18 protein-coding genes are annotated in these 19,991 nt (G+C 62.7%); 17 read left to right on the top strand and 1 reads right to left on the bottom strand.

The annotated features are described in order from the left end of the window. The first annotated feature begins 14 nt into the window (after positions 1 to 14). The 14 genes from ACN0S5_RS17390 to ACN0S5_RS17325 all read left to right on the top strand — a co-directional run bounded on the left by ACN0S5_RS17390 (position 15) and on the right by ACN0S5_RS17325 (position 18,166). The gene (locus tag ACN0S5_RS17390; protein WP_417210008.1) at positions 15 to 668 is read left to right on the top strand and encodes a LuxR C-terminal-related transcriptional regulator; all 654 of its coding nucleotides are present in this window, start codon (positions 15 to 17) and stop codon (positions 666 to 668) included. 124 nt (positions 669 to 792) lie between these two features. Further along, positions 793 to 6,825 carry a LamG-like jellyroll fold domain-containing protein gene (locus ACN0S5_RS17385; RefSeq protein ID WP_417210007.1) on the top strand — a complete coding sequence of 2,011 codons (6,033 nt, stop codon included), beginning with the start codon at positions 793 to 795 and terminating at the stop codon, positions 6,823 to 6,825. A gap of 103 nt (positions 6,826 to 6,928) precedes the next feature. Then, positions 6,929 to 8,035, top strand: coding sequence for an MlaE family lipid ABC transporter permease subunit (locus ACN0S5_RS17380; RefSeq protein WP_417210062.1), 1,107 nt, complete (start codon positions 6,929 to 6,931; stop codon positions 8,033 to 8,035). Continuing rightward, complete coding sequence (locus tag ACN0S5_RS17375; RefSeq protein ID WP_417210006.1) at positions 8,035 to 8,814, top strand: ABC transporter ATP-binding protein; 780 nt, start codon at positions 8,035 to 8,037, stop codon at positions 8,812 to 8,814. The genes ACN0S5_RS17380 and ACN0S5_RS17375 overlap by 1 nt, the downstream gene beginning before the upstream one ends. A 6-nt stretch (positions 8,815 to 8,820) precedes the next feature. Further along, positions 8,821 to 10,563, top strand: coding sequence for an MlaD family protein (locus ACN0S5_RS17370; protein ID WP_417210005.1), 1,743 nt, complete (start codon positions 8,821 to 8,823; stop codon positions 10,561 to 10,563). A 6-nt stretch (positions 10,564 to 10,569) separates the two neighbouring features. Continuing rightward, positions 10,570 to 11,193, top strand: coding sequence for an ABC-type transport auxiliary lipoprotein family protein (locus ACN0S5_RS17365; protein WP_417210004.1), 624 nt, complete (start codon positions 10,570 to 10,572; stop codon positions 11,191 to 11,193). Between the two features lie 479 nt (positions 11,194 to 11,672). Further along, entirely contained in the window at positions 11,673 to 12,044 is a 372-nt protein-coding gene (locus ACN0S5_RS17360) for a hypothetical protein (RefSeq protein ID WP_417210003.1), read from the top strand. Beyond that, complete coding sequence (locus tag ACN0S5_RS17355) at positions 12,041 to 12,589, top strand: head-tail connector protein (RefSeq protein WP_417210002.1); 549 nt, start codon at positions 12,041 to 12,043, stop codon at positions 12,587 to 12,589. Before ACN0S5_RS17360 ends, ACN0S5_RS17355 begins: the two co-directional genes overlap by 4 nt. Next, complete coding sequence (locus ACN0S5_RS17350) at positions 12,586 to 12,816, top strand: hypothetical protein (RefSeq protein ID WP_417210001.1); 231 nt, start codon at positions 12,586 to 12,588, stop codon at positions 12,814 to 12,816. The genes ACN0S5_RS17355 and ACN0S5_RS17350 overlap by 4 nt, the downstream gene beginning before the upstream one ends. 375 nt (positions 12,817 to 13,191) lie before the next feature. Beyond that, complete coding sequence (locus tag ACN0S5_RS17345) at positions 13,192 to 14,907, top strand: terminase large subunit domain-containing protein (protein ID WP_417210000.1); 1,716 nt, start codon at positions 13,192 to 13,194, stop codon at positions 14,905 to 14,907. Further along, on the top strand, positions 14,898 to 15,254 hold the full coding sequence (locus ACN0S5_RS17340) for an HNH endonuclease (RefSeq protein WP_417209999.1): 357 nt from the start codon (positions 14,898 to 14,900) through the stop codon (positions 15,252 to 15,254). Before ACN0S5_RS17345 ends, ACN0S5_RS17340 begins: the two co-directional genes overlap by 10 nt. Beyond that, positions 15,239 to 16,507 (top strand): phage major capsid protein, encoded by a 1,269-nt coding sequence (locus tag ACN0S5_RS17335; RefSeq protein ID WP_417209998.1) that lies wholly within the window; start codon positions 15,239 to 15,241, stop codon positions 16,505 to 16,507. The genes ACN0S5_RS17340 and ACN0S5_RS17335 overlap by 16 nt, the downstream gene beginning before the upstream one ends. Beyond that, positions 16,507 to 17,085 (top strand): HK97 family phage prohead protease, encoded by a 579-nt coding sequence (locus tag ACN0S5_RS17330; RefSeq protein WP_417209997.1) that lies wholly within the window; start codon positions 16,507 to 16,509, stop codon positions 17,083 to 17,085. Before ACN0S5_RS17335 ends, ACN0S5_RS17330 begins: the two co-directional genes overlap by 1 nt. Positions 17,086 to 17,089: 4 nt before the next feature. Further along, positions 17,090 to 18,166 (top strand): phage portal protein, encoded by a 1,077-nt coding sequence (locus ACN0S5_RS17325; protein WP_417209996.1) that lies wholly within the window; start codon positions 17,090 to 17,092, stop codon positions 18,164 to 18,166. A gap of 116 nt (positions 18,167 to 18,282) precedes the next feature. On the opposite strand, the gene ACN0S5_RS17320 is transcribed toward ACN0S5_RS17325, so the two are convergent. Next, positions 18,283 to 18,708, bottom strand: coding sequence for a hypothetical protein (locus ACN0S5_RS17320; RefSeq protein ID WP_417209995.1), 426 nt, complete (start codon positions 18,706 to 18,708; stop codon positions 18,283 to 18,285). Between the two features lie 298 nt (positions 18,709 to 19,006). Here ACN0S5_RS17320 and ACN0S5_RS17315 point away from each other — a divergent pair, with 298 nt between their 5' ends. From ACN0S5_RS17315 to ACN0S5_RS17305, 3 genes are read left to right on the top strand one after another with little or no spacing between them, the layout of a single operon-like run. Next, positions 19,007 to 19,231: a hypothetical protein gene (locus tag ACN0S5_RS17315; RefSeq protein WP_417209994.1), complete on the top strand. Its 225-nt coding sequence runs from the start codon at positions 19,007 to 19,009 to the stop codon at positions 19,229 to 19,231. A 55-nt stretch (positions 19,232 to 19,286) separates the two neighbouring features. Continuing rightward, positions 19,287 to 19,778: a hypothetical protein gene (locus tag ACN0S5_RS17310; protein WP_417209993.1), complete on the top strand. Its 492-nt coding sequence runs from the start codon at positions 19,287 to 19,289 to the stop codon at positions 19,776 to 19,778. After that, positions 19,775 to 19,948: a hypothetical protein gene (locus ACN0S5_RS17305; protein WP_417209992.1), complete on the top strand. Its 174-nt coding sequence runs from the start codon at positions 19,775 to 19,777 to the stop codon at positions 19,946 to 19,948. Before ACN0S5_RS17310 ends, ACN0S5_RS17305 begins: the two co-directional genes overlap by 4 nt. Positions 19,949 to 19,991: the final 43 nt, after the last annotated feature.

The raw sequence follows: 19,991 nt of genomic DNA, 5'->3' as shown, positions 1-19,991 counted from the left end.
GGACAAAGCATACAGTGACCCAGCCCCGTTTCCATGCCGTTGTCGCCGACGATCACGCCATTGTCCGCAGCGGGCTGCGGGCCGCGCTTGAGACACCGGGCCTTGTGGAACCGGCGGGAATCGCGGTGGTGGCAGAGGCGGCGGACGGTCTGTCGGCCATTGCCGCGGTGCGCAAGCACCGCCCGGCGCTGTTGCTGCTGGATGTGCAGATGCCCATGGCCGGAGGTCTCGAAGTGCTGATCGAGGCGCGGCGCTGGTCCCCCGAAAGCCGGGTGGTTGTGCTGAGCGGTGTGACCGCGACCGGCAAGATCAGTGAACTGGTGGCCAGTGGCGTCGATGGGTTGTTTTCCAAGGGCAGCGACAATGCAGAGATGTTTCGCGCCCTGCCCGGCATCCTGCGCGGGCAACGTCACATCGCGCAGGTGTTCCGTCAGATGCTGGAGGACGCGCCCCCGGCCCCGGCCCTGTCGGACCGTGAACGCCAGACGCTGAACCTGATTGTCGCGGGACGGTCGAACCGGGAAATCGCCGGGATTCTGGGCATCAGCGCCAAGACCGTTGACCGGCACCGGACCAACCTGATGCAGAAACTTGACGTGCATTCGGTGGCGCAATTGATCGCCTTTGCGCTGCGCGAGGGCCTGATCGCCCCCTCGCCGGACCTGTAACGCGCCGTCTTTGTCAATGTCACCCGCCGAATGGGGGATGCACCCCATCCAGTTCGGTCATCGGGGTCCGTAGGTTTCGGGCAGACCCGGATTGCCGGACCCTTGATTTGACGGAGACATTCCAATGCCAAGCCAACTTTCCCTGTTGGACGACACTGTTCAGGACACAAAACAAGCGGCGCAGACATCATTGGACGCGGTCGAAGGCGCGATTGATGCGCTGGAACTGGTCAGCGATGTGTTCGAGGTTCTCGAAGAGATCGACGAGGACGCGGAAAAACTTCAGGACATTGCGCAGGGGTTGAAGAATGCGCTGGCGCTGATCTCCAAGGTCGGGCCGCCCCTGTCGAGCGTCGCGCCGATCCTCAAGCGGGTCATCACGCTGGTCGAGGAACGCGCCGAGGACGTGGCCAACGGCATCGACGTGGACAGCAAGTTCGGCGCGTTCAAGGACCGCGTCGATGCGATGATCGACGGGCTGGAAACCGTCCGCGACGTGCTTGAGATTGCGGTCTCTGAACTGGCTGCGGTGGAAAACGGCATCGCCGACGCGGCTGGGGCGATCGAGACGGCCTATGATATCCCCTCTGTGCTGCAAAACGCCGCCGATGAGGCCAATGTCATTGCCGGCAACCTGAACGCCGCCACCTCTGGCATTGCCGATCTGACCGATGACATCAACGCGATGGACGCACGGATCGACGCGGTGCTGGGCGATTTCCCTGCGGTGGCCGCAACCTTGCTGGGCGTCGCGCGCGACTTTACCGACATGCTGGGCAAGGTGGATTTCCTGCAAACGCCGATGAATGCGCTGAACGACGCGCTGGAGCCGGTGCAATGGGCATTGGACGCGGCCGAGGCGGTGATCGACGCGGTCATCAACCCCGTCCTTGATCCAATTCTGGACAGTCTGGGCATCACCGACCTGTTCGACAAGATGGCCGGGGCCATCGACGAGCTGATCCCCGAGCTCAGCCTGTTCACCGGCGTCGATCTTGACCTGAGCAGATTCGAGACCGAGTTCGGCGACCTGACCGTTGCCGTGCCCGGTCTGGATATCGCGCTGGAGACCGACCTGATGGCGCGGCTGCGGGACGATGCCGGGCGGCTGGCGATTGAGGTACGCAAACTGATCACGCCTTTCGATCCGGTGAACATCATTCTGGATGACAACGCCAATCTGGCGGTCGGCTATGACGGTTTCGACACCCGCGATCCCAATGGCATCATCGCCGGGGGGACGCAGATCTTTGCCGGGGACGGCGATGATCTGGTGTCTGGCGGGCTTGGCGGGGACGTTCTGAACGGCGGCTTCGGCAACGACATCCTGATCGGCGGCGCGGGCGACGACATCATCGACGGCGGCGGCGACGATACGGTGAACGGGATCGACTACACCGACGGTGTGATCCTGCAAGGCAACCTCAGCGAATTCAGCATCAAGCGCGACACGGACACTGGCGCGATCATCGTCAGCCACACCCACGGCGCGCCCGGCGCGGTCGATCTGGGCACCGATGTGATCACCAACGTCGACTATTTCATCTTCAAGGACCGCACGCTGCATCTCTCGGACTTCGACTATTTCTATGACGCGGCAAATGGCGAAACCGAAGGCGACGGTCTTTCGCTGCCCTCGGTCCCCGACGCTCCGGCGCGCGATTTCATGTTCGGGACCGACAGCGCCGAGGCGATCTCTGCCTACGCGCTGATGGACTATATCGCCGCGCGCGGCGGCGATGACACGCTGAACGGCGGCAGCGGGGATGATTTCCTTGAGGGCGGCGCGGGGAGTGACCGCATCTACGGCGGCAGCGGAATCGACGTGGGATCATACCTTGGCGACGCGGGCAGCGCGCATTTCGCGTCGTTGCTGGCACCGGGCGATGCGCGTCAACCCTTTGTGTCCGAAGACATTTATGTCGATGTCGAAAACCTGACAGGCAGCGACAACGCCGACTGGCTGTGGGGCGATGACGGGGCAAACCGGCTGGACGGGCGCGCATCCAATGACGTGTTGCGGGGATTGGGCGGCAACGATTCCCTGATCAGCGGCAGGGGCACCGACCTGATGCTGGGGGATGCGGGCAATGACACGCTGGTGGCGACCGGCGTGGACTATGACCCCACGGACCCCTCGACCATCGGGCGCAAGCTGTTTGTCGCCGGGACCGGGAATGATCTGTTCATCAACGAACGCGGCAACTTTACCAGCCTCTGGTACGGTGGCGTGGATTTCGCCAGCACGTTTCCGGGCTTTCCCTCGCTGACCTCTGTTGGCCTGACGGCGACCGAGATCGACGCGATGCTGCCAGACCACCTGTATGTCAACGGCCCCGCAGGCTCTGTCGTGAAATTCGACGCGGCGGGTGCCCTGACGGGCATCGACAGGACGCAAGGCGGGTTTCAGATCTTTGGCGCGGAGGGCGATGACACCTTTGCCAGTTCGGCCAGTCAGGACTTTTACTATGGTGGCGCGGGCGACGACCTGTTCATCGGCACAGCGCGCAACTTTCGCCCGATCTGGGACACCACCGATCCGCAAAACAGCTTTACCGTCCATGACTTTTACGATGGCGGTGCCGGGGAGGACCTGTTCCGCCCGGCGCAGGGCCGCACCAATATCGAAGGCGGCAGCGGCGACGATACCGTCGAGATCACGCAACAGGGCTGGTTGTTGCTGAACGGCAGCGACCGGACAGAGCCCGCCACCAGCACGGAATCCGACAGGCTGGATTTTTCCGGCAGCGATCTGGGGTGGATCGTCGATCTTGACGGCAGCTATATCGGCGACCCGCTCAAACTGGGGTACAAAGGCGTGGCCGAAGGGCATGAACCCGGCACGGTCGATCTGCCGGATGAGACGGATTATGCCGCCTTCGACAGCCTGCAACGGCAGCTTGGCCAGCCGGGCGGCAGCTATGACCTGCTGTTGGGGGAATCCTATCTGGAGATCCAGAGCTTTGAAGCGGTCACTGGCAGCGCGCAGGATGATTTCATCGCGGGCAACGACCGCGCGAACATCCTGATGGGCGGCAACGGCAATGACGTCATTCTGGGCCATGCCGGGACCGGCGGCGATCTGCTGTCGGGTGACGGCGGCGACGACACCGTCATCGGCAGCAGCAGCGACGACACGATCCGTGGCGGTGACGGCAATGACGATCTGCGCAATGCCGAGCGCGCGGGCCTTGCCGGTGGCCTCGACCTGCTGTCCGGCGGCAAAGGCGATGATATCCTGCGCGTCTTCAACGGCTTCTCTCAGATCCATCTGTCCGGCGGCCCCGGCACCGACACGGCGGATTTCTCTGGTGCCAGTGGGCCGGTCACGCTGGACCTGTCGCAAGGCGGCTCCGCCTCGATTGTGACCAGCGGCGTTGAGAACCTGCGCGGCAGCCCGTCCGCAGACAGTCTGACCGGCAACCATCTGGGCAACAAAATCAACGGTCAGGGCGGCGACGATTTGATCGACGGCGGCGCGGGCAATGACATCCTGTTCGCCGGGGACGGCGTCGACACGCTGCGCGGCGGCAACGGCAACGACCTGCTGGTTGTCGGGCTGGGCGGCGGCGTGCTGCACGGCGGTGCCGGGATCGACAGGGCGAGTTTCGGCCCGAACCAGAGCGGCGCACTGTCCGACGGCACGGCCAACTGGCAGCCTGAGCAAACGCTTGGTCAGGCGTCGGTCAACCTGGGCGACGGGCTGGCCGTATTTCGGGATCTGGCCACCGGCACGGCCTATTCCTATGCGCTGGACGGGATCGAGAACCTGACCGGGTCTTTGTCCGACGACAGTCTTGTGGGCGACCATCTGGACAACCAGCTAAGCGGCGACGCCGGGGACGACCTGCTGATCGGTCACGGCGGCAATGATATCCTGTCGGGGGGCGACGGCAACGACAGGCTGCTGGACTCCCGCGATGTCCCGGCCTTTCGGCTGAACGAGGGCGCAACGCGGGACCAGATGCTGGGCCTGAACGGCTATGACGACATGCCCGGCGGGTCCTTTACGGTAGACCTGATGTTCCGCGCGACAGAGGCCTTTGGCGCGCTGCACAGCCCTTTTGTCTCATACGCGGTTCCGGGCAGCATCAATGAGTTGGTGATCTTTGGAAACCGCGGCGGCAACGGGCTGGAAATCTGGCTGAATGACCGGCTTTACGTGACCAATGTGCCCACCGCCCTGCTGTTCGACACCCAGCCGCACCGGATCACCCTGTCGGTTGCCACGGTTCCGGGCTCGGTGGCGCCCGGCGACAAGGCGGGCTTTACGCTCTACGTCGACGGTCAGAGCGTCTACAGCTACCGCGCCCCGGTGTTTTCCACTTTTGGGGGCCTGACTTCGGGTGGGTCCTTTGTGGTGGGTCAGGAGCAGGATCAGGTCAATGGCGGCTTCGATCCCAATCAGGTGCTACAGGGAGAGGTCAGCGAAGTCCGCGTCTGGGACCGCGCGCTGAGTGGCGCAGAGGTCGCCGACACGGCCTTTGCCCCCCTCGACGATCCGGCGACCGAACCGGGGCTGGTGTCGCATTGGACCGCCGACCCGGTCTCTGGTCTGATGCTGGACGACACCGGCGGCGCGGCGCTGTCGCCCGGAACGACTGGGGGCGGCGGCACGCCGCCGCGCATCGTGACGCAGACCGGCGGCGGCGACGATACAATGAACGGCGGCGCGGGCGATGACCTGATCGCGGCGGGCGACGGCGACGATGTGCTGGATGGCGGCACGGGTGACGACACGCTGGATGGCGGCGCAGGCGAAGATACCGCCTCTTACACCGGCGCGGATGCCATAAATGTGGACCTGAGCATAACCGGACCGCAGGACACCGGGCACGGGGTCGATACCCTGCTAAGCATCGAACACCTGCGCAGCGGTGACGCCAACGACAGGCTGTTTGGCAATGGCATGGCCAACCGACTGGACGCCGGGGATGGCAATGACATCCTGAACGGTCTGGGCGGCAACGACATTCTGAACGGCGGCGCGGGGGCGGATTGGCTGATCGGGAATACCGGGCTGGACGCCGCCACCTATGAAACCTCTGAGGGCGGCGTGATCGCCGATCTTGGCGACGCGGGTCTGAACCTTGGCGAGGCGCGCGGCGACACCTATCTGGGGATCGAAAACCTGACAGGCTCGCGCTTTGGCGACAGCCTGCGGGGGGACGACGCGGCCAATCTCTTGTCCGGTCAGGCCGGCGACGACACGCTAGTGGGGCGGGCCGGAGACGATGTCCTGATCGGTGGCCCCGGTCGGGACAGGTTGATCGGGGCCACGGGTCTGGATACCGCCTCTTACGTCACCGCCACCGCCGGAGTGATCGCGGACCTTGGCACCCCTTCGCTGAACCTCGGTGAGGCGCTGGGGGACAGCTATCTGGATGTCGAGAATCTGACCGGCAGCGCCTATCGCGACAGCCTGCGCGGCGATGCCCGCGCCAACGTCCTGACCGGGCTAGCCGGGGACGACACCTTGATCGGCTATGACGGGGACGACACCCTGTCCGGCGACGCGGGCGGCGACCGCCTGATCGGCGGCGCAGGGTCCGATACCGCGACCTATGCCACAGCCAGCGCCGGGCTGATCGCCGATCTGGTGGATGCCACCGTGAACACCGGGGACGCCCGCGCGGACAGTTACCTGTCGGTCGAAAACCTCACCGGGTCAGACTTTGGTGATATTCTACGCGGCAACCATCTGGGCAATGTGCTGCGCGGCGGGAACGGCAGCGACACGCTGATTGGTCGCGAAGGCTCTGACACGATCGAGGGCGGAGCGGGCAGTGATGTTTTGCGCGGCGACGCCGGGGCGGACCGTCTGACTGGGGGGCTCGGGCAGGATTTCTTGACCGGAGGGCAAGAGGTGGATGTCTTTGTCTTTGCATCCACAACCGAAACCGCCACCGGGGCGACCCGCGACCGGATTCTGGATTTCGAGGTATTGGTCGATGTGATCGACCTGTCGGGCATGGCTGCGGGAACCTTGACGTTTGTCGAAAGCGGCCCCTTCACCGGAGCAAATCAGGTCCGGGTGATCGAGACCACAGACGGATCGAGCATTGTCCAGATCAACACGGACACCGATCTGGCCCCGGACGCCGAAATTCTGGTGGCGAATGTCACCGGGCTGACAGCGGATGATTTCGCCTTGTGATCCCCGCCGCCGCGCGCCGGGGTGCTGGTGGCAATGATGTTGCCCTATCCCCCACACCGCATCCGACAAGACCTGACTGCAAAAATATTCCGGTTTCCGACACATCAACTACACTGTATCGCCTCTGTTCATGAAAATCGCGCTGTCAGGTCGGTTGGTGATTGCAAGGCTTGAAGAAGTCCGGGCGCAGGTGACTGCGCCTGCGACTGAGGCCGATATCACGCTGGATCTGTCGCAGGTCGAGGCCATGGACACCGCCGGGGCCTGGCTGCTTGTGACCACGCAAAATGCTGTTCAGGGCCGGGGCGGACGGTGTGAGATCGCGGGCGCATCGCAGAATCACGCCGACCTACTGGAGGTCGTCCGACAGAGCATCCCGGATCAAGCCCCCACGGCAAAGCCGCGTCATGGATTTTTCGACTGGTTGGAAGTGATCGGCCAGAAGACATGGTTCGGCATTCTTGGCGTGATCGAAATGCTTGGCTTTCTGGGCGCGGTGCTGGCGCGGCTTGGCTACGTCGCGATCCATCCCCGACGGCTGCGGGTGACGTCGCTGGTTCACCACATGCAAGAAGTCGGGCTGAACGCGGTGCCCATCGTCTCGTTGATGGCCTTCCTGATCGGCGTTGTCATGGCGTTTCAGGGCGCGGTCCAGTTGCGGCAGTTCGGGGCCGAGGTGTTTGTCGTCGATCTGATCGCCATCTCTGTCCTGCGCGAACTGGGCATTCTTCTGACAGCCATCATTGTCGCGGGCCGGTCGGGGGCTGCGTTCACTGCGGCCATCGGGTCGATGAAGATGCGCGAAGAGATCGACGCGATGCGGACCTTTGGCCTCGATCCGATCGAGATCCTGATCCTGCCGCGTGTTCTGGCGCTGGTGATCATGCTGCCATTGCTGGGGTTCGTGGCGGACGTCATGGGCCTGCTGGGCGGCGCGATGATGTCGTGGATCGAACTGGATGTGTCGCCCGGCATGTTCCAGACCCGACTGTACGATTCCGTCGATGTCTGGCACTACGCGGTCGGCCTGATAAAGGCCCCGTTCTTCGCCGTTATCATCGCAATCGTAGGATGTTACGAGGGCATGAAGGTCGGCGGCGACGCCGAATCCTTGGGCCGATTGACCTCGACCTCTGTTGTCTTGTCGATCTTTCTGGTCATCGTGGCGGATGCCATGTTCTCAATCCTCTTCGCCGTGATCGGCATCTGATGACCGACGCGCGCGACGCCATCATCCAGGTCCGCGGACTGCGCAACCAGTTCGGCGATCACGTGGTTCACGACGGGCTGGACCTTGACGTCTATCGGGGCGAGGTGCTGGGCATTGTCGGCGGCTCCGGCACCGGGAAATCCGTTCTGTTGCGCGCCATCGCCGGTCTGCGGCGGCCACAGGCCGGCACTGTGACCGTTTTTGGCACCAACCTCACCGATGCGCCGGACGAAACCCGCCGCGCCGTCGAGCAGCGATGGGGCGTGATGTTTCAGGACGGGGCGCTGTTTTCTTCGCTGACGGTGCGCGAAAACGTCGAGGTTCCGATGCGCGAACACACCGACCTGTCGGCCGAAACCCGGCGCGCGCTGGCCGAACTGAAAATCTCGATGGTCGGATTGCCGCCAATCGCCTGCGACAAATACCCTTCGGAACTGTCGGGCGGGATGCGCAAGCGCGCCGGGCTGGCCCGCGCGCTGGCGCTGGACCCGGAAATCGTGTTTCTGGACGAGCCCACCGCCGGTCTGGACCCGATTGGCGCCGCAGACTTTGACGCCCTGATCAAGAAACTGCAAACGACGATGGGCCTGACCGTCTTTATGGTGACGCACGATCTGGACAGTTTGCATGCAATCTGCGACCGGATTGCCGTTCTGTCGGAAAAGAAAGTATTTGTCACCGGAACGATGCGCGACATGTTGAAGGTGGATCACCCCTGGGTGCATGAGTATTTCCATGGCCCCCGCGCGCGGGCGGCCGGTTTAGGAACCGAGGGCTGAGTTCGAATGGAAACCAAGGCAAACTTCGTTTTGATCGGGGCCGTGTCGGTGCTGGGGGTTCTCGGGCTCCTGGGGCTGCTGGTCTGGTTCGCGAAGGTCGAGATCGACCGCCAGTACACCTTGTACGAGGTTCTGTTCGAAAACGTGTCCGGTCTGGGGATGGCGGCGGACGTGCGCTACAACGGGCTTTCGGTCGGCAAGGTGGTCAGTCTGGCGCTGGACGAGGACGACCCGGCCAAGGTGCGGGTCCGAATCGAGGTGGCCGCCGACACGCCGATCAAGACCGACACCAAGGCGCAACTGAACTCGCAAGGTGTCACCGGGGTCGGCTTTGTCGCCCTCAGCGGCGGCAGCCCGGAGGCGCTGTTGCTGCGCACCTCTGTCGATCCCTCGTCCGTCCCGCTGATCCCCACCGAACGTTCTGTGGTGCAGGCCTTGACCGAGGATTCGCCCGATCTGGTGGCCGAAGCGCTGGCCGCGATCAAGGAAATCCGGACCTTTCTGGGGTCCGAAAACCAGTCCTCTGTCGCTTCGCTGCTCAAGAACCTAGAAAGCGCGTCGGGGAAGTTGGAAACCGCGCTTTCGGATTTCTCCGAGATTTCCCGCACCGTCTCCGAAGGTACAGCCGAAATATCAAAATTCACCGGGCGTCTGGACAGCATCAGCACGTCGATCCAGACAACGCTGGGCAAGGTCGATGAGACATTGGATGTCGCCAAGGTCGCCCTTGCCGAGGTTCAGCCGACGATGAAATCGGCCACAGGGGCGTTCACCGCCGCCGAGGCCACCATCACCGAGGTGGATACCTTCGTCCAGAAACAGGTGCCGAAGATCGCAGACCAAATGTCCGCCGCCGTCCTGTCCTTCGAAACCGCGACCAAGGACCTGAGCCAGCAACTTGACAAGGTGCTGACGCAATTCGGCGGGACCGCCGATGCGGCGACAAAACGGTTTGCCGAGTTGGAGAAAACAATCGCCTCTCTGGACCTGACGCTGGCGGAGGGGCGCAAGTCGCTCGCCGCCATCGAAAGCGCGTCGATCAACTTTCAGGGGATGATCGACGGCGAGGGAACCGCCCTTCTGAAAGATGCCCGCACGACCCTGACATCGGTGCAGCAGGCCATCTCTGGCGTGGACAAGATCCTGAAAGAGGACGTCCCCACCATCCTGACCGATGTTCAAAAGGCCGTTGCCTCTGTCACCTCGGTTGTCGATCAGGTGTCGAAAGACGTCACCGGATTTACCAAGCGTCTCGACCCGCTGGTCGAAACCGGCGAAACCACGTTGAAGGCCGCCACCGAGACGCTGAAAAACGCCAACCTGACACTGGCCAATCTGGACGTGGCCCTGAGCGCCACAACAGAAACGCTGGACATCGCGCAGGGCACATTCGCCAGCGCCGACAAGCTGATTTCGACCGACCTTGGCCCCGCCATCTCTGACGTCCGCGCCGCCGCCGACCAGTTCAAGACGACAACGGCCAAACTGTCCGACGACCTGCCCGCGATCACCGCCGATTTGCGCAAAATCATGGCGCGGGCGTTGGAAGTGGTCGAGAACATCGATACAACCGTTGCCACCACCACACCGCCCATCCGGGCCTTTGCACAAACCGGGCTGCCGGAATTCACCAAATTTGCGCGCGAGGCGCAGCAGTTGGTCAACCGTCTGGAGCAATTGGCCAAAAAGATGGAACGCGATCCCGCGCGATTCTTTTTCGGCAACAACGTGCCTGAGTTCAGGAGATAATCGGTTATGGCGTTTTTTGTGACACTTCGCTCGACGGCGCTGGGGCTCAGCCTGCTGGCGATGGCCGGATGCTCTGCCATTTCGAGCATTCAGACCGCGTCAAAACCGCTGGACACCTTTGAGCTTAGCCCCCTGCCCGCAGGCACGGTGTCCGCCCGGCAAAGCCGCCGCTATCTGGAGGTTGCGATGCCCTCCGCCACCGGGGCCTTTGCAAGCGACCGCATCGTGGTCAAACCGACCCCGCTCAAGATCGAGTCGCTGCCCGATGCGCGCTGGATCAATGACGCCACGGAACACGTTCAACTGTTGCTGGTCCGGTCGCTGGCGAATTCCGGACGCTTTGCCCTTGTGACCGCCGCAGGATCGGGGCCGTCGCCCGACTATGTGCTGATGACCGATTTGCGGGCGTTTCAGGCAGAGGTCGGCCCGGAAAGCGTGACAATTGTGATCCGGAGCACGATGAGTTTGCTGAGCGACAGCGACGGTCGGGTGGTCTCATCGCGCAGTTTCGACAGTTCGGCGACGGCCCCTGACACCTCCAGAGAGATGGTCGTTGCGGCCTTTGACGCAGCCATGACGGCGCACCTGACCGAGGTACTCGACTGGATCGCCAAGACACCCTTGCGGTGATGAAAGCGGACAGCCGTCCGAGAGGCCGGTTTTCACGAACAGAACCTCGCCCTGATCGGGGCGCTGCCGGGTTGGATTCCGACCCGCCGGGCCAATTGTATCGCGGCGGTGTCGACGTTGCGTTTTGGTCCCCCGAAGGCGCATTGATCCGGTCAGGATTACCGAATCCGACATGGCCGTCAGCGTAGCAAGGTGACAGCGCCCGCGCGGTCGCGACATACCATCGGCCCGACGCTGAAGGCTGCGCCAAGGGTTTCAATTATTCTCGGGCGTTTTCACATGGCGCAGGCCATCGAGAGATTGGTGATCTCGGCCGCGTCGTGCTCTTTTGGGAAGAAGTGGCAGCCCGTAGGGTTGTCTCAGAATCCAACAATAACAACTGCATAAGTTGTCTAACCGGCGCCAACATCTCCTCTGAAAACAAAGCGGAAATTCCCGCTTTGTCCAACCGCAAAAAGCGTTCCAGCCTAGCCAAATTCATGGCTCCGGCACACAAACGCCTGTCCAAGATGCTGGGATACACCCTGACCTTGGGCGGCGCTGAGGCATGGTCCGGGTTCAGCGATGTTGCCGCCGCGCGCCTTTCGACTGAGGAACGCGCCGCGCTGGCCTATGCCGCGCTGCGGTCCCTGCATCCTGATCATGCGGAACTGACCGCGCGCGCCGCGATCCATGCCGCTGGCGCGCCCATCCCTGCGTTCCTTGGCCAGATGGTTGAGGCCCGGTCTTGGGCGGCGTTTGCCAGCCGGGCTGAGCTGAAATGCTATGCAGCTGCGGCCTTTGAAGCCATGAGCGACGGAGATCAGGCGGCATTCTTCCGACACATCAGCGAAGTGGAGTTGGCGGCATGAGAATGCTTGTGGACCGCAGCCGGGACGGCACTGACCTGCCGTTTGACCTTGATAGCGTGAAACTTCACCTGCGAGTGGTCGGCACCGAAGAAGACGCGGCAATCACGAACATCGGCCATGCAGCTTGTGCCGAGATTGAGCACTTTGCACAGATCGCTCTGCTGACGCAGACCATCACTGTGACCATTGTTAGGCCCGTGCTGGAGGGGTGCTTGAGGCTTCCCATTGGTCCGCTGATCGACGTCACAAGCGTGGCAATCCGAATTGATGGAACCGCCTTTGACGCGTTTTCAGTTGTCGGCGGCATTCGCCCGCTGGTGCATTGGGAAACCCATCTTGCACCGCCTGCCCCCGCCGAAATGGTTGTGATCTACGAAGCGGGGTTTGGCACAGACACGGCGGACATCCCGCCCGATCTTGCCCAAGCCCTCATGGATCAGGCGGCGCTGCACTATGACGGTCGCTCCCCGATGGACGCCAAAAGCCTCACCACATCGCCGCATATGGCCCGGATCGGCGCAAGGTATCGCGGGGTTCAGGTATGACCGACCAAGAGCTTGATGAGATTCTGAACCACCGCTGGCCCATCGTTCTGCGGCGCATAATGGCGGACGGCTCAGACGAATGGCTCAAGGGCTTTGTGCGATCAATCGCGAAGCACGGCAAACGTGCGTCGTGGCGTCCGTCTTCCAAGCAACAACAGATCATGCGGCGACTGGTGTCCGAACTGGGCACCGAAGCGTTCAGCATGGGTGAGGTGATCGAGGACTGATCAACAATAGCGCCCCTACGCGCTTTCGTAGGGCCTGTCGGTGTCGGGGAAACCACGGTGCGCCAACAGGAGCTAAGGGCAAACACGGGCAGGGATCACATTGCCCAGGGCAGTCCGAAAGGTTGAGGCCCGATCCCCGGCACCGCGCTCAGGTGTCGCAAGCAGCAACTAACCGACCGGCAAGAGCGCGTGACCGGACGGGCCCAAAGCGATGGACCGGCTCCGTTGAGCAGGACTTGCACGCGGAGGGCGTAGGGACTGCCACAGCTTTGCGCTGTGGGCAGTCGTCCTATGCCCTTCGCTCCGAACCTCACCATTGAGCAGGTGAGAATTGAACGACGGTTAAACGAAGAAATACGCGCAAGAGGAAACACGATGAACACGGCGGCAAACAAAGACAGGCAGTGGAGAAAGGCAGACGGATCGAAGATCGAGCCCAAGCTCTCACCTGCCGTCTTACAATCGGATCCCCGGCAGGCCTGCCTATTTCGAGATGGTCCCAATGCCGCAATTCCCGGCCATATGGGAAACCGTACTACCAAGTTTTCTCTTTTCGCGCAGGGCTTGGAACTGGACGGAACGGCCCCCGCCGAAAGAGCTATGCAATTCATGCATAGGCTTTGCATCCCCGAGGGGCCGAATTCGGGCAAGCCTGTTTCGCTGGCCCCCTTCCAGTGCCAGTTCATCGAAGGAGCATTGGCGCAAGAAACCGCAACTGCCGTTCTCAGCATCGGGCGAGGGAACGGAAAGTCCGCGATCACCGCTGGCCTTGGCCTCGGCGGCCTCCTCGGGATCTGGGATCACCAACCCCGCCGCGAGATCATCGCTGCGGCGCGCACGCGAGATCAGGGCCGGATCATCTGGGACTTTGTGGCGGGCTTCTGCCAATCGCTTCCGAAAGACATTCAAAGCCAACTGATCTTCCGCAGGCAACCCCGGCTTGAAATCGAGTACGAGGGCGATGGAGGAGGCCACATCCTGCGCGTTATCGCTGCGGACGGCAAATCCGCCCTCGGCGGCGCGCCAACTATCGTGATCTTGGACGAGCGCGGTCACTGGGCGCTGGATCGCGGCGACGAGCTGGAACATGCGCTTTTGTCTGGCCTTGGCAAACGCGGCGGCCGGGCCTTCTTGATCAGCACCTCGGCGGCCGACGACACGCACCCCTTTTCACGCTGGATCGATGATCCGGCACCCGGCACCTATGTGCAGGAACACCGCCCGCCCCCCGGCCTTCCGGCCGACGATCCCGACAGTCTTTTGATTGCCAATCCCGGCGCACCTCATGGCATTGGCGGCTCGCTTGATTGGCTCGAGGCACAAGCCGCGCGGGCAATTGCGCGCGGCGGGTCCAGCCTCTCTACTTTCCGCCTCTACAACCGCAATGAACGAGTTTCTGGCGAAGCTCGAGACATGCTGATCACACTGGACGAATGGCTTGCCTGCGAAGCGTCCGACCTTCCACCCCGCGAAGGGGGATGCGTCATTGGGATCGACCTTGGAGGTTCGGCGTCGATGACCGCCGCCGCGTTTTACTGGCCTGCGACCGGCCGCCTTGAAGCCCTCGGCACCTTCCCAAGCGCCCCTACCCTACTTGACCGGGGGCAAGCGGATGGCGTGGCTGGGCGCTACGTCGAGATGGAAGAGCGTGGCGAGTTGACCACTCTGGGCGACAAAACAGTTCCGGTAGCACCTTGGTTGGTCGAGGTAATGCGGCACGTCCAAGATGAGCAGATCGCCGCGATCACCATGGACCGTTACAAACAAGCCGAGCTGGGCGAGGCGATCAGTCGGGCCGGTATCCGCGCGCCGCTGGTGTTCAGAGGCCAAGGCTTTAGGGACGGTGGCGAAGACGCCGAACGGTTTCGGCGCGCTGCTTTTGACGGGATGGTAATGGCCAAACCGTCGCTGCTGCTGCGCTCGGCATTCGCTGACACCGTGTGCCTGCGCGACCCCGCCAACAACATCAAAATTGCCAAAGCGCGGTCTACGGGCCGGATAGATGCGGCTGCGGCGTCGGTACTGGCAGTCGCTCAAGGCGCGCGGATTGCGGCTCTACCTCAGAAGAAAGCGAGGATGCTGTGGGTTTGAGAAAAGAGCACCAGCGGCACTCTCAGAAGGTCACGCGCACCAAGCGTTGGAAAGTCCTCCGCGTCGAGATCCTCGAGCGTGACCGCTACCGCTGCAAGTCCTGTGGCTGCGGCGGACGGCTCGAGGTGGACCATATCAAACCGGTCAGGACACATCCCGAGCTGTCGTACAGCCCACCGAACCTGCAAGCCCTTTGCCCGTCCTGCCACACGCGCAAGACGCGGATCGAGTGCGGCCACCCGCCGCCCCGAGAAGACCGCCAAGACTGGCGGCAAGCAGTCGAGGCGCTCGAGCGTCCCGACAAGAACCTCAAGAGCAGAAAGGAAAACACATGCTCGAAAGTGTGAAGATCGCCCGGCGTCAGTCGGAAATCCGCCAAAGCCTTGCCGAACTGGCAGGCAAGGAAACCCCATCTGACGATGAAATCCGTCAGATGGACACGCTGGATCGGGAATACCGTTCCAACGAAACCCGCTACCGCGCATCCCTGATCGCGGAGGACACCGAACGCCGTGATGCCGGGTCCGAACTGGAAACCCGTTCTGCCCAGGAATGGGCCGACCTCATGGCGGGGTTTGAGCTGCGCCAGGTCGCGCTTGCCCTGGACGAAGGGCGGCAACTGGACGGCCAGACCGCCGAAATTGTGACCGAGCTGCGCAGCGCAGGCGGCTTCCGGGGCATTCCGGTGCCGTGGCAGGCGCTTGAAACCCGCGCCGGTGAGACTGTCGCCAGCGGCACGCCCAACCCGACCCAGACCCGCCCGATCATCGACCGGCTGTTTCCCGACAGCGTGGCCGCGCGCATGGGGGCGCAGATGATCAGCATCGACGCGGGCGCTGTGGAATGGCCGGTGACCACCTCGGCCGTCACCGCAGGTTGGGCGGATGGCGAGACGGCCAACGTGGCAGGCCCGACCACTTACGCCACGACCGACCGGGCCATGTCACCGGACCACAACCTCGGCATTCAGATGCGCATCACCCGCAAGACCCTGAAACAGTCCGGCGCTGCGCTGGAACAGGCGGTGCGGCGCGACATGAGCGGCGCCATGGGCGCGGCGATGGATCAGGCGGCGTTCCTCGGCACCGGGGCCAACGGCCAGCCGCTCGGCGTCATCACCGGCGCGGCAACCTACGGCATCACGTCCACGGCGGTGGATGCGCTGGCGAGCTGGGGCGCGTTCCGCTCGGCTGTCACCCGGTTTATGACCGCCAATGCTGCCGGTTCGCCGGACGCGGTGCGGGCACTGATCCGGCCCGAGCTTTGGGACTACCTCGACAGCGTTCTGATCAGCGGCACCGCCGTGTCGGAATGGGATCGCTTGGTCAAGAACCTGCCTTCGGGCAATATTGCTATGACCAACAACGCCATTGCCGCGCCGTTCGGCACGCCTTCAGCAACTTCGGCGCTGCTGACCACAGCCGCGGGCGGCGTGGCCCCGATCTTTATCGGCGCATGGGGCGCGGTGGACATGATCCGCGATCCCTACAGCGATGCCCAGTCCGGCGGGCTGCGGATCACCGCTCTTGCGACCATGGACGTGACCGTTGCGCGCCCGGCCCAGCTTGAACTGCTGACCGGCCTGGAACTGGAAGCCTGATGCTCTGGGGCGCGCATATCGGCAGCCTTGAGCTGCGCACCGAGGGCGGGGAAACCCGCCTTCGGGCAACCTTCCCTTATGGCCGGGAAACCGTACTGGCGGAGGGCATCGGCAGGCGAGGTGAACGCCGCGAGGTGATCGCCGCCCGCGCCTTTGCGGATCGCATCGACGGCGGAGAGGATATTCACTTTCTGGCCGGCCATGACTTCAACAAGCCCTTGGCGTCCCGCTCCGCAGGCACGCTGACCCTGTCGGAAACGGACGACGCCCTGACCGTTGACGCGCAGATCAGCGCCGACATGGCGCAGGTGTCCTACGTCCGCGACTTCCTGTCCGCCCATGCCGCCGGTCTGGTGCGTGGCCTGTCGCCGGGGTTCCGGGTTCGGCCCGGTGGCGAGACGGTGGAGGAACGCGGCAAGGCGGTCCTGCGCACCATCCGGGCGGCGGACCTGATCGAAATCAGCGCCGTCACCAAACCGGCCTATCCGGCGGCGCAGATCGAGGCGCGGGACTGGGCGACCACCCCCGAGGTGCGCCGGATCAATCTGGCCTACAACAACCTGTCCCGGTGGAGGTGACACCATGTTCGGATGGCTGAAAACCAAACTGCGCCCGATCGACACCCCGCTAGAGGAACGGTCCAGCGGCGCAGGCTATACCGCCCAGGTCATGGCGGCGCGGGACAGCTTTATCAGCGGGCGGCGCGGCGTGGCCGAACTGACCGCCACGGTGCAAAGCTGTGTCTCCCTCTGGGAAGGCGGCTTTGCCATGGCGGACGTTGACGGCACCGACCTCCTGACCCGGCAAGCCATGGCGATGATCGCCCGCGCCGTCGCGCTCAATGGCGAAGCTGTGTTCCTGATCAGCGACATGGGGCTTGTCCCGGCAAACGACTGGGACGTCACCACGCGCGACGGCAGGCCGCGCGCCTATCGCCTGTCCATCCCCGAGGCGGGCGGCGGACGCACTGTGACCGCCCTTGCCGCCGAAGTGCTGCACCTGCGGATCGGCTCTGACGTGCTGACGCCATGGATCGGCACCGCGCCGCTGCGGCGATCCAGCCTAACCGGGGCCATGCTGCACGCGGTGGAATCGGCGCTTGGCGAGACCTTCGAGAACGCGCCTCTGGGATCGCTGATCGTGCCCTTGCCCGACACCGGGGCCGAAGACATGGCCACCATGCGGCACGCCTTCAAAGGGCGGCGCGGGTCAACCCTTGTAGTCGAAGGTGTCGCCCAGGCGACGGCGGCGGGCATGAATCCGCAGATCGGCCAAAAGCCGGACCAACTGTCACCGGACCTGTCCAAAAGCATGACGGCTGAGACGCTGGCAGCGGCGCGCGAAGGCATCCTTATGGCCTATGGCGTCCTGCCGTCTCTGGTCAATCGGGCGGCAACCGGCCCGGCGGTGCGAGAGGCACAGCGCCAACTGGCGATCTGGACCTTGCAGCCCATCGCCGCCCTGCTGGCGGATGAGGCTGCGGCCAAGCTGGGCGCGCCGGTCCAGATCGACACCATCCGCCCTCTGCAAGCCTTCGACGCAGGCGGACGCGCCCGCGCCCTGTCCGCGATCATCAAGACGCTGGCAGAAGCGAAAGAGGCGGGCATACCGCCTGCTGACGTGTCCGGGGCCATGCGCATGGTGGATTGGAAGGAATAAGGCAAGGATCGCCTTGGGCATTGAAAGGCCCTAAAGCAGCCCGGATCAGTCGGTAAGTGCCGGAACAACCCCGACAGCGCGCGGCCCGTTTGTTTCATGCGGGCGCGGCGCGCAACCTATCCAATTGAGAGCAACCCAATCAATGCACCTACAAGCCCAGTGATCGAACCAATAATTGTCGCTGCAAGCATCACCCAACGCGAGACCACTTCAAATCTCCGCGCTTTAGTTTCATGAATCACTTTCTCAAGCTCATGTACACCAAAACGGTTCAGGAAGCGGCGGTGGGTCAACTCCGAAACATTCTCCCAGTAGGAACCTTCAGGCTCAAGTCCTATGTAGGTGGGAGAAGGGTAAGGGATACCCAGTCTTGCACAATTTGCGATTGTAATTCTAGATACTGCGTAGGAGTAGTCCTCATAGGCTAATCGCATTTCGTCGGCGTCTACGCCGTCGCGTTCGTACTCATCGACCGCCCTACGCAATTGTCGCTTGGCTTTTCCAGCTTCAATTCGCCACCGAAATATTTTTCCAAAAGACATTATTTCCTCAACCTCACACCGGCGCCGCCACCGTTTTCTGAGATGAACTCCACCCCGGCGGCTTCGAGGGCAGCGCGGATAGCGGCGATAGTATCTGCTGCGACAGTATCGGCGTCCGTTTCTGCCCGGCGAATTGTCTTTGTTGTCTTCCCGGTGAGCCCGGCGACGTCTGCTTGTGACAGCCCCAGAATTGCCCGAGCCGCGCGAAGTTGGTCAGGTGTCGTCATTATTCCTTGTCCGCTTTCGGACAATCTGATATGTCCCATAACGGACAATACCACATCTGGAGACCATGACAATGACCGAAGACCGCGCCTGCGCGAACAGCACCGCTTTGACCTGGGACCGCCTCGAGCAAATCCACCAGCTCGCCATCGTCGCCCAAGCGGCTCTTAACACGAACCTGACAACACCGCACATCGACAAGGCTGTGGCGGAGCTGCTGGGGCTGATCGCTGATTTGAGTGCGACGGCGGCGGATCATGCGCTGCTCGAGGCCAAAAAACCTCTTAGTGCCCATTGACACAAGTGCTCCTTTGAGCACATTTAAAGATAAGTGCTCAAAGGAAGGTGTTTTGATGGAGCTCACGCAGAAAATAAGGTTCTCGACGGTTGCTCAAGCTATTGACCTTACACCAAAGGCCTTTCGCAATTGGTTGCAGCGCTATGAGCTGCACTTGGTCAGTGACCATAAGACAAAGGGCTGGACTGACTTCGCCCTAGCGGACGTCGCGGTACTCGCACTAACGAGGGAAATGGTCCGGTGGGGCGTTGGCGTCGAGGCTGCAAATAAGCACGCATACGATTACTTAGTGCTGTGCGCTGGACCACTCTTTCAGTATCGCAGCGCTCCGCCAGAGGCCTTGCTTGCACTATTGGATGGAAGGCAATTCTGCGTTGCTTATAGGCCCGGCACGGAAGATCTCTACCTCTTTGCAGAGCCTTTGAGACAAGAGCAGCCCGTCACCCAGACTGACTTCGAAGCGGCCCTTTGGGTTACGCCGATGTTGGTGGTTTCAGATGCTTTTGACCGCATTCCTGGCCACCGCGAAAGGAGGGCTGACAGATGACCGATCTCGACAAAAGCTACGTTCTAGAAGCATTCGATCAGTTCGCAGTCAGTGAACGCAAGGTAAAAGCCACTCTGGGCATTTCGAAGCGCGATATTAACAAAGGCATCACGAACGGCACGTTCCCGTTGCCGGTTGAGCTACCTCCCGAAATTCGGACACTGACATAAGCTATGATTTGCAGTCTGCTGATCTTCGACGAGAAGGAGATCA

The sequence above is a fragment of the Antarctobacter sp. genome (genome assembly GCF_048262615.1).
In the GTDB taxonomy this organism is placed as follows: Bacteria; Pseudomonadota; Alphaproteobacteria; order Rhodobacterales; family Rhodobacteraceae; genus Antarctobacter.
This window is presented reverse-complemented; position numbering and strand designations above follow the sequence as displayed.

Bases quoted from the DNA above. Each gene is read 5' to 3' on its own strand.
- ACN0S5_RS17320 (WP_417209995.1), bottom strand. From the start codon at position 18,708: ATGTCTTTTGGAAAAATATTTCGGTGGCGAATTGAAGCTGGAAAAGCC.
- ACN0S5_RS17355 (WP_417210002.1), top strand. From the start codon at position 12,041: ATGAGAATGCTTGTGGACCGCAGCCGGGACGGCACTGACCTGCCGTTT.
- ACN0S5_RS17375 (WP_417210006.1), top strand. From the start codon at position 8,035: ATGACCGACGCGCGCGACGCCATCATCCAGGTCCGCGGACTGCGCAAC.
- ACN0S5_RS17360 (WP_417210003.1), top strand. From the start codon at position 11,673: ATGGCTCCGGCACACAAACGCCTGTCCAAGATGCTGGGATACACCCTG.
- ACN0S5_RS17305 (WP_417209992.1), top strand. From the start codon at position 19,775: ATGACCGATCTCGACAAAAGCTACGTTCTAGAAGCATTCGATCAGTTC.
- ACN0S5_RS17315 (WP_417209994.1), top strand. From the start codon at position 19,007: ATGACCGAAGACCGCGCCTGCGCGAACAGCACCGCTTTGACCTGGGAC.
- ACN0S5_RS17345 (WP_417210000.1), top strand. From the start codon at position 13,192: ATGAACACGGCGGCAAACAAAGACAGGCAGTGGAGAAAGGCAGACGGA.
- ACN0S5_RS17350 (WP_417210001.1), top strand. From the start codon at position 12,586: ATGACCGACCAAGAGCTTGATGAGATTCTGAACCACCGCTGGCCCATC.
- ACN0S5_RS17325 (WP_417209996.1), top strand. From the start codon at position 17,090: ATGTTCGGATGGCTGAAAACCAAACTGCGCCCGATCGACACCCCGCTA.
- ACN0S5_RS17310 (WP_417209993.1), top strand. From the start codon at position 19,287: ATGGAGCTCACGCAGAAAATAAGGTTCTCGACGGTTGCTCAAGCTATT.
- ACN0S5_RS17370 (WP_417210005.1), top strand. From the start codon at position 8,821: ATGGAAACCAAGGCAAACTTCGTTTTGATCGGGGCCGTGTCGGTGCTG.
- ACN0S5_RS17335 (WP_417209998.1), top strand. From the start codon at position 15,239: ATGCTCGAAAGTGTGAAGATCGCCCGGCGTCAGTCGGAAATCCGCCAA.
- ACN0S5_RS17385 (WP_417210007.1), top strand. From the start codon at position 793: ATGCCAAGCCAACTTTCCCTGTTGGACGACACTGTTCAGGACACAAAA.
- ACN0S5_RS17365 (WP_417210004.1), top strand. From the start codon at position 10,570: ATGGCGTTTTTTGTGACACTTCGCTCGACGGCGCTGGGGCTCAGCCTG.
- ACN0S5_RS17330 (WP_417209997.1), top strand. From the start codon at position 16,507: ATGCTCTGGGGCGCGCATATCGGCAGCCTTGAGCTGCGCACCGAGGGC.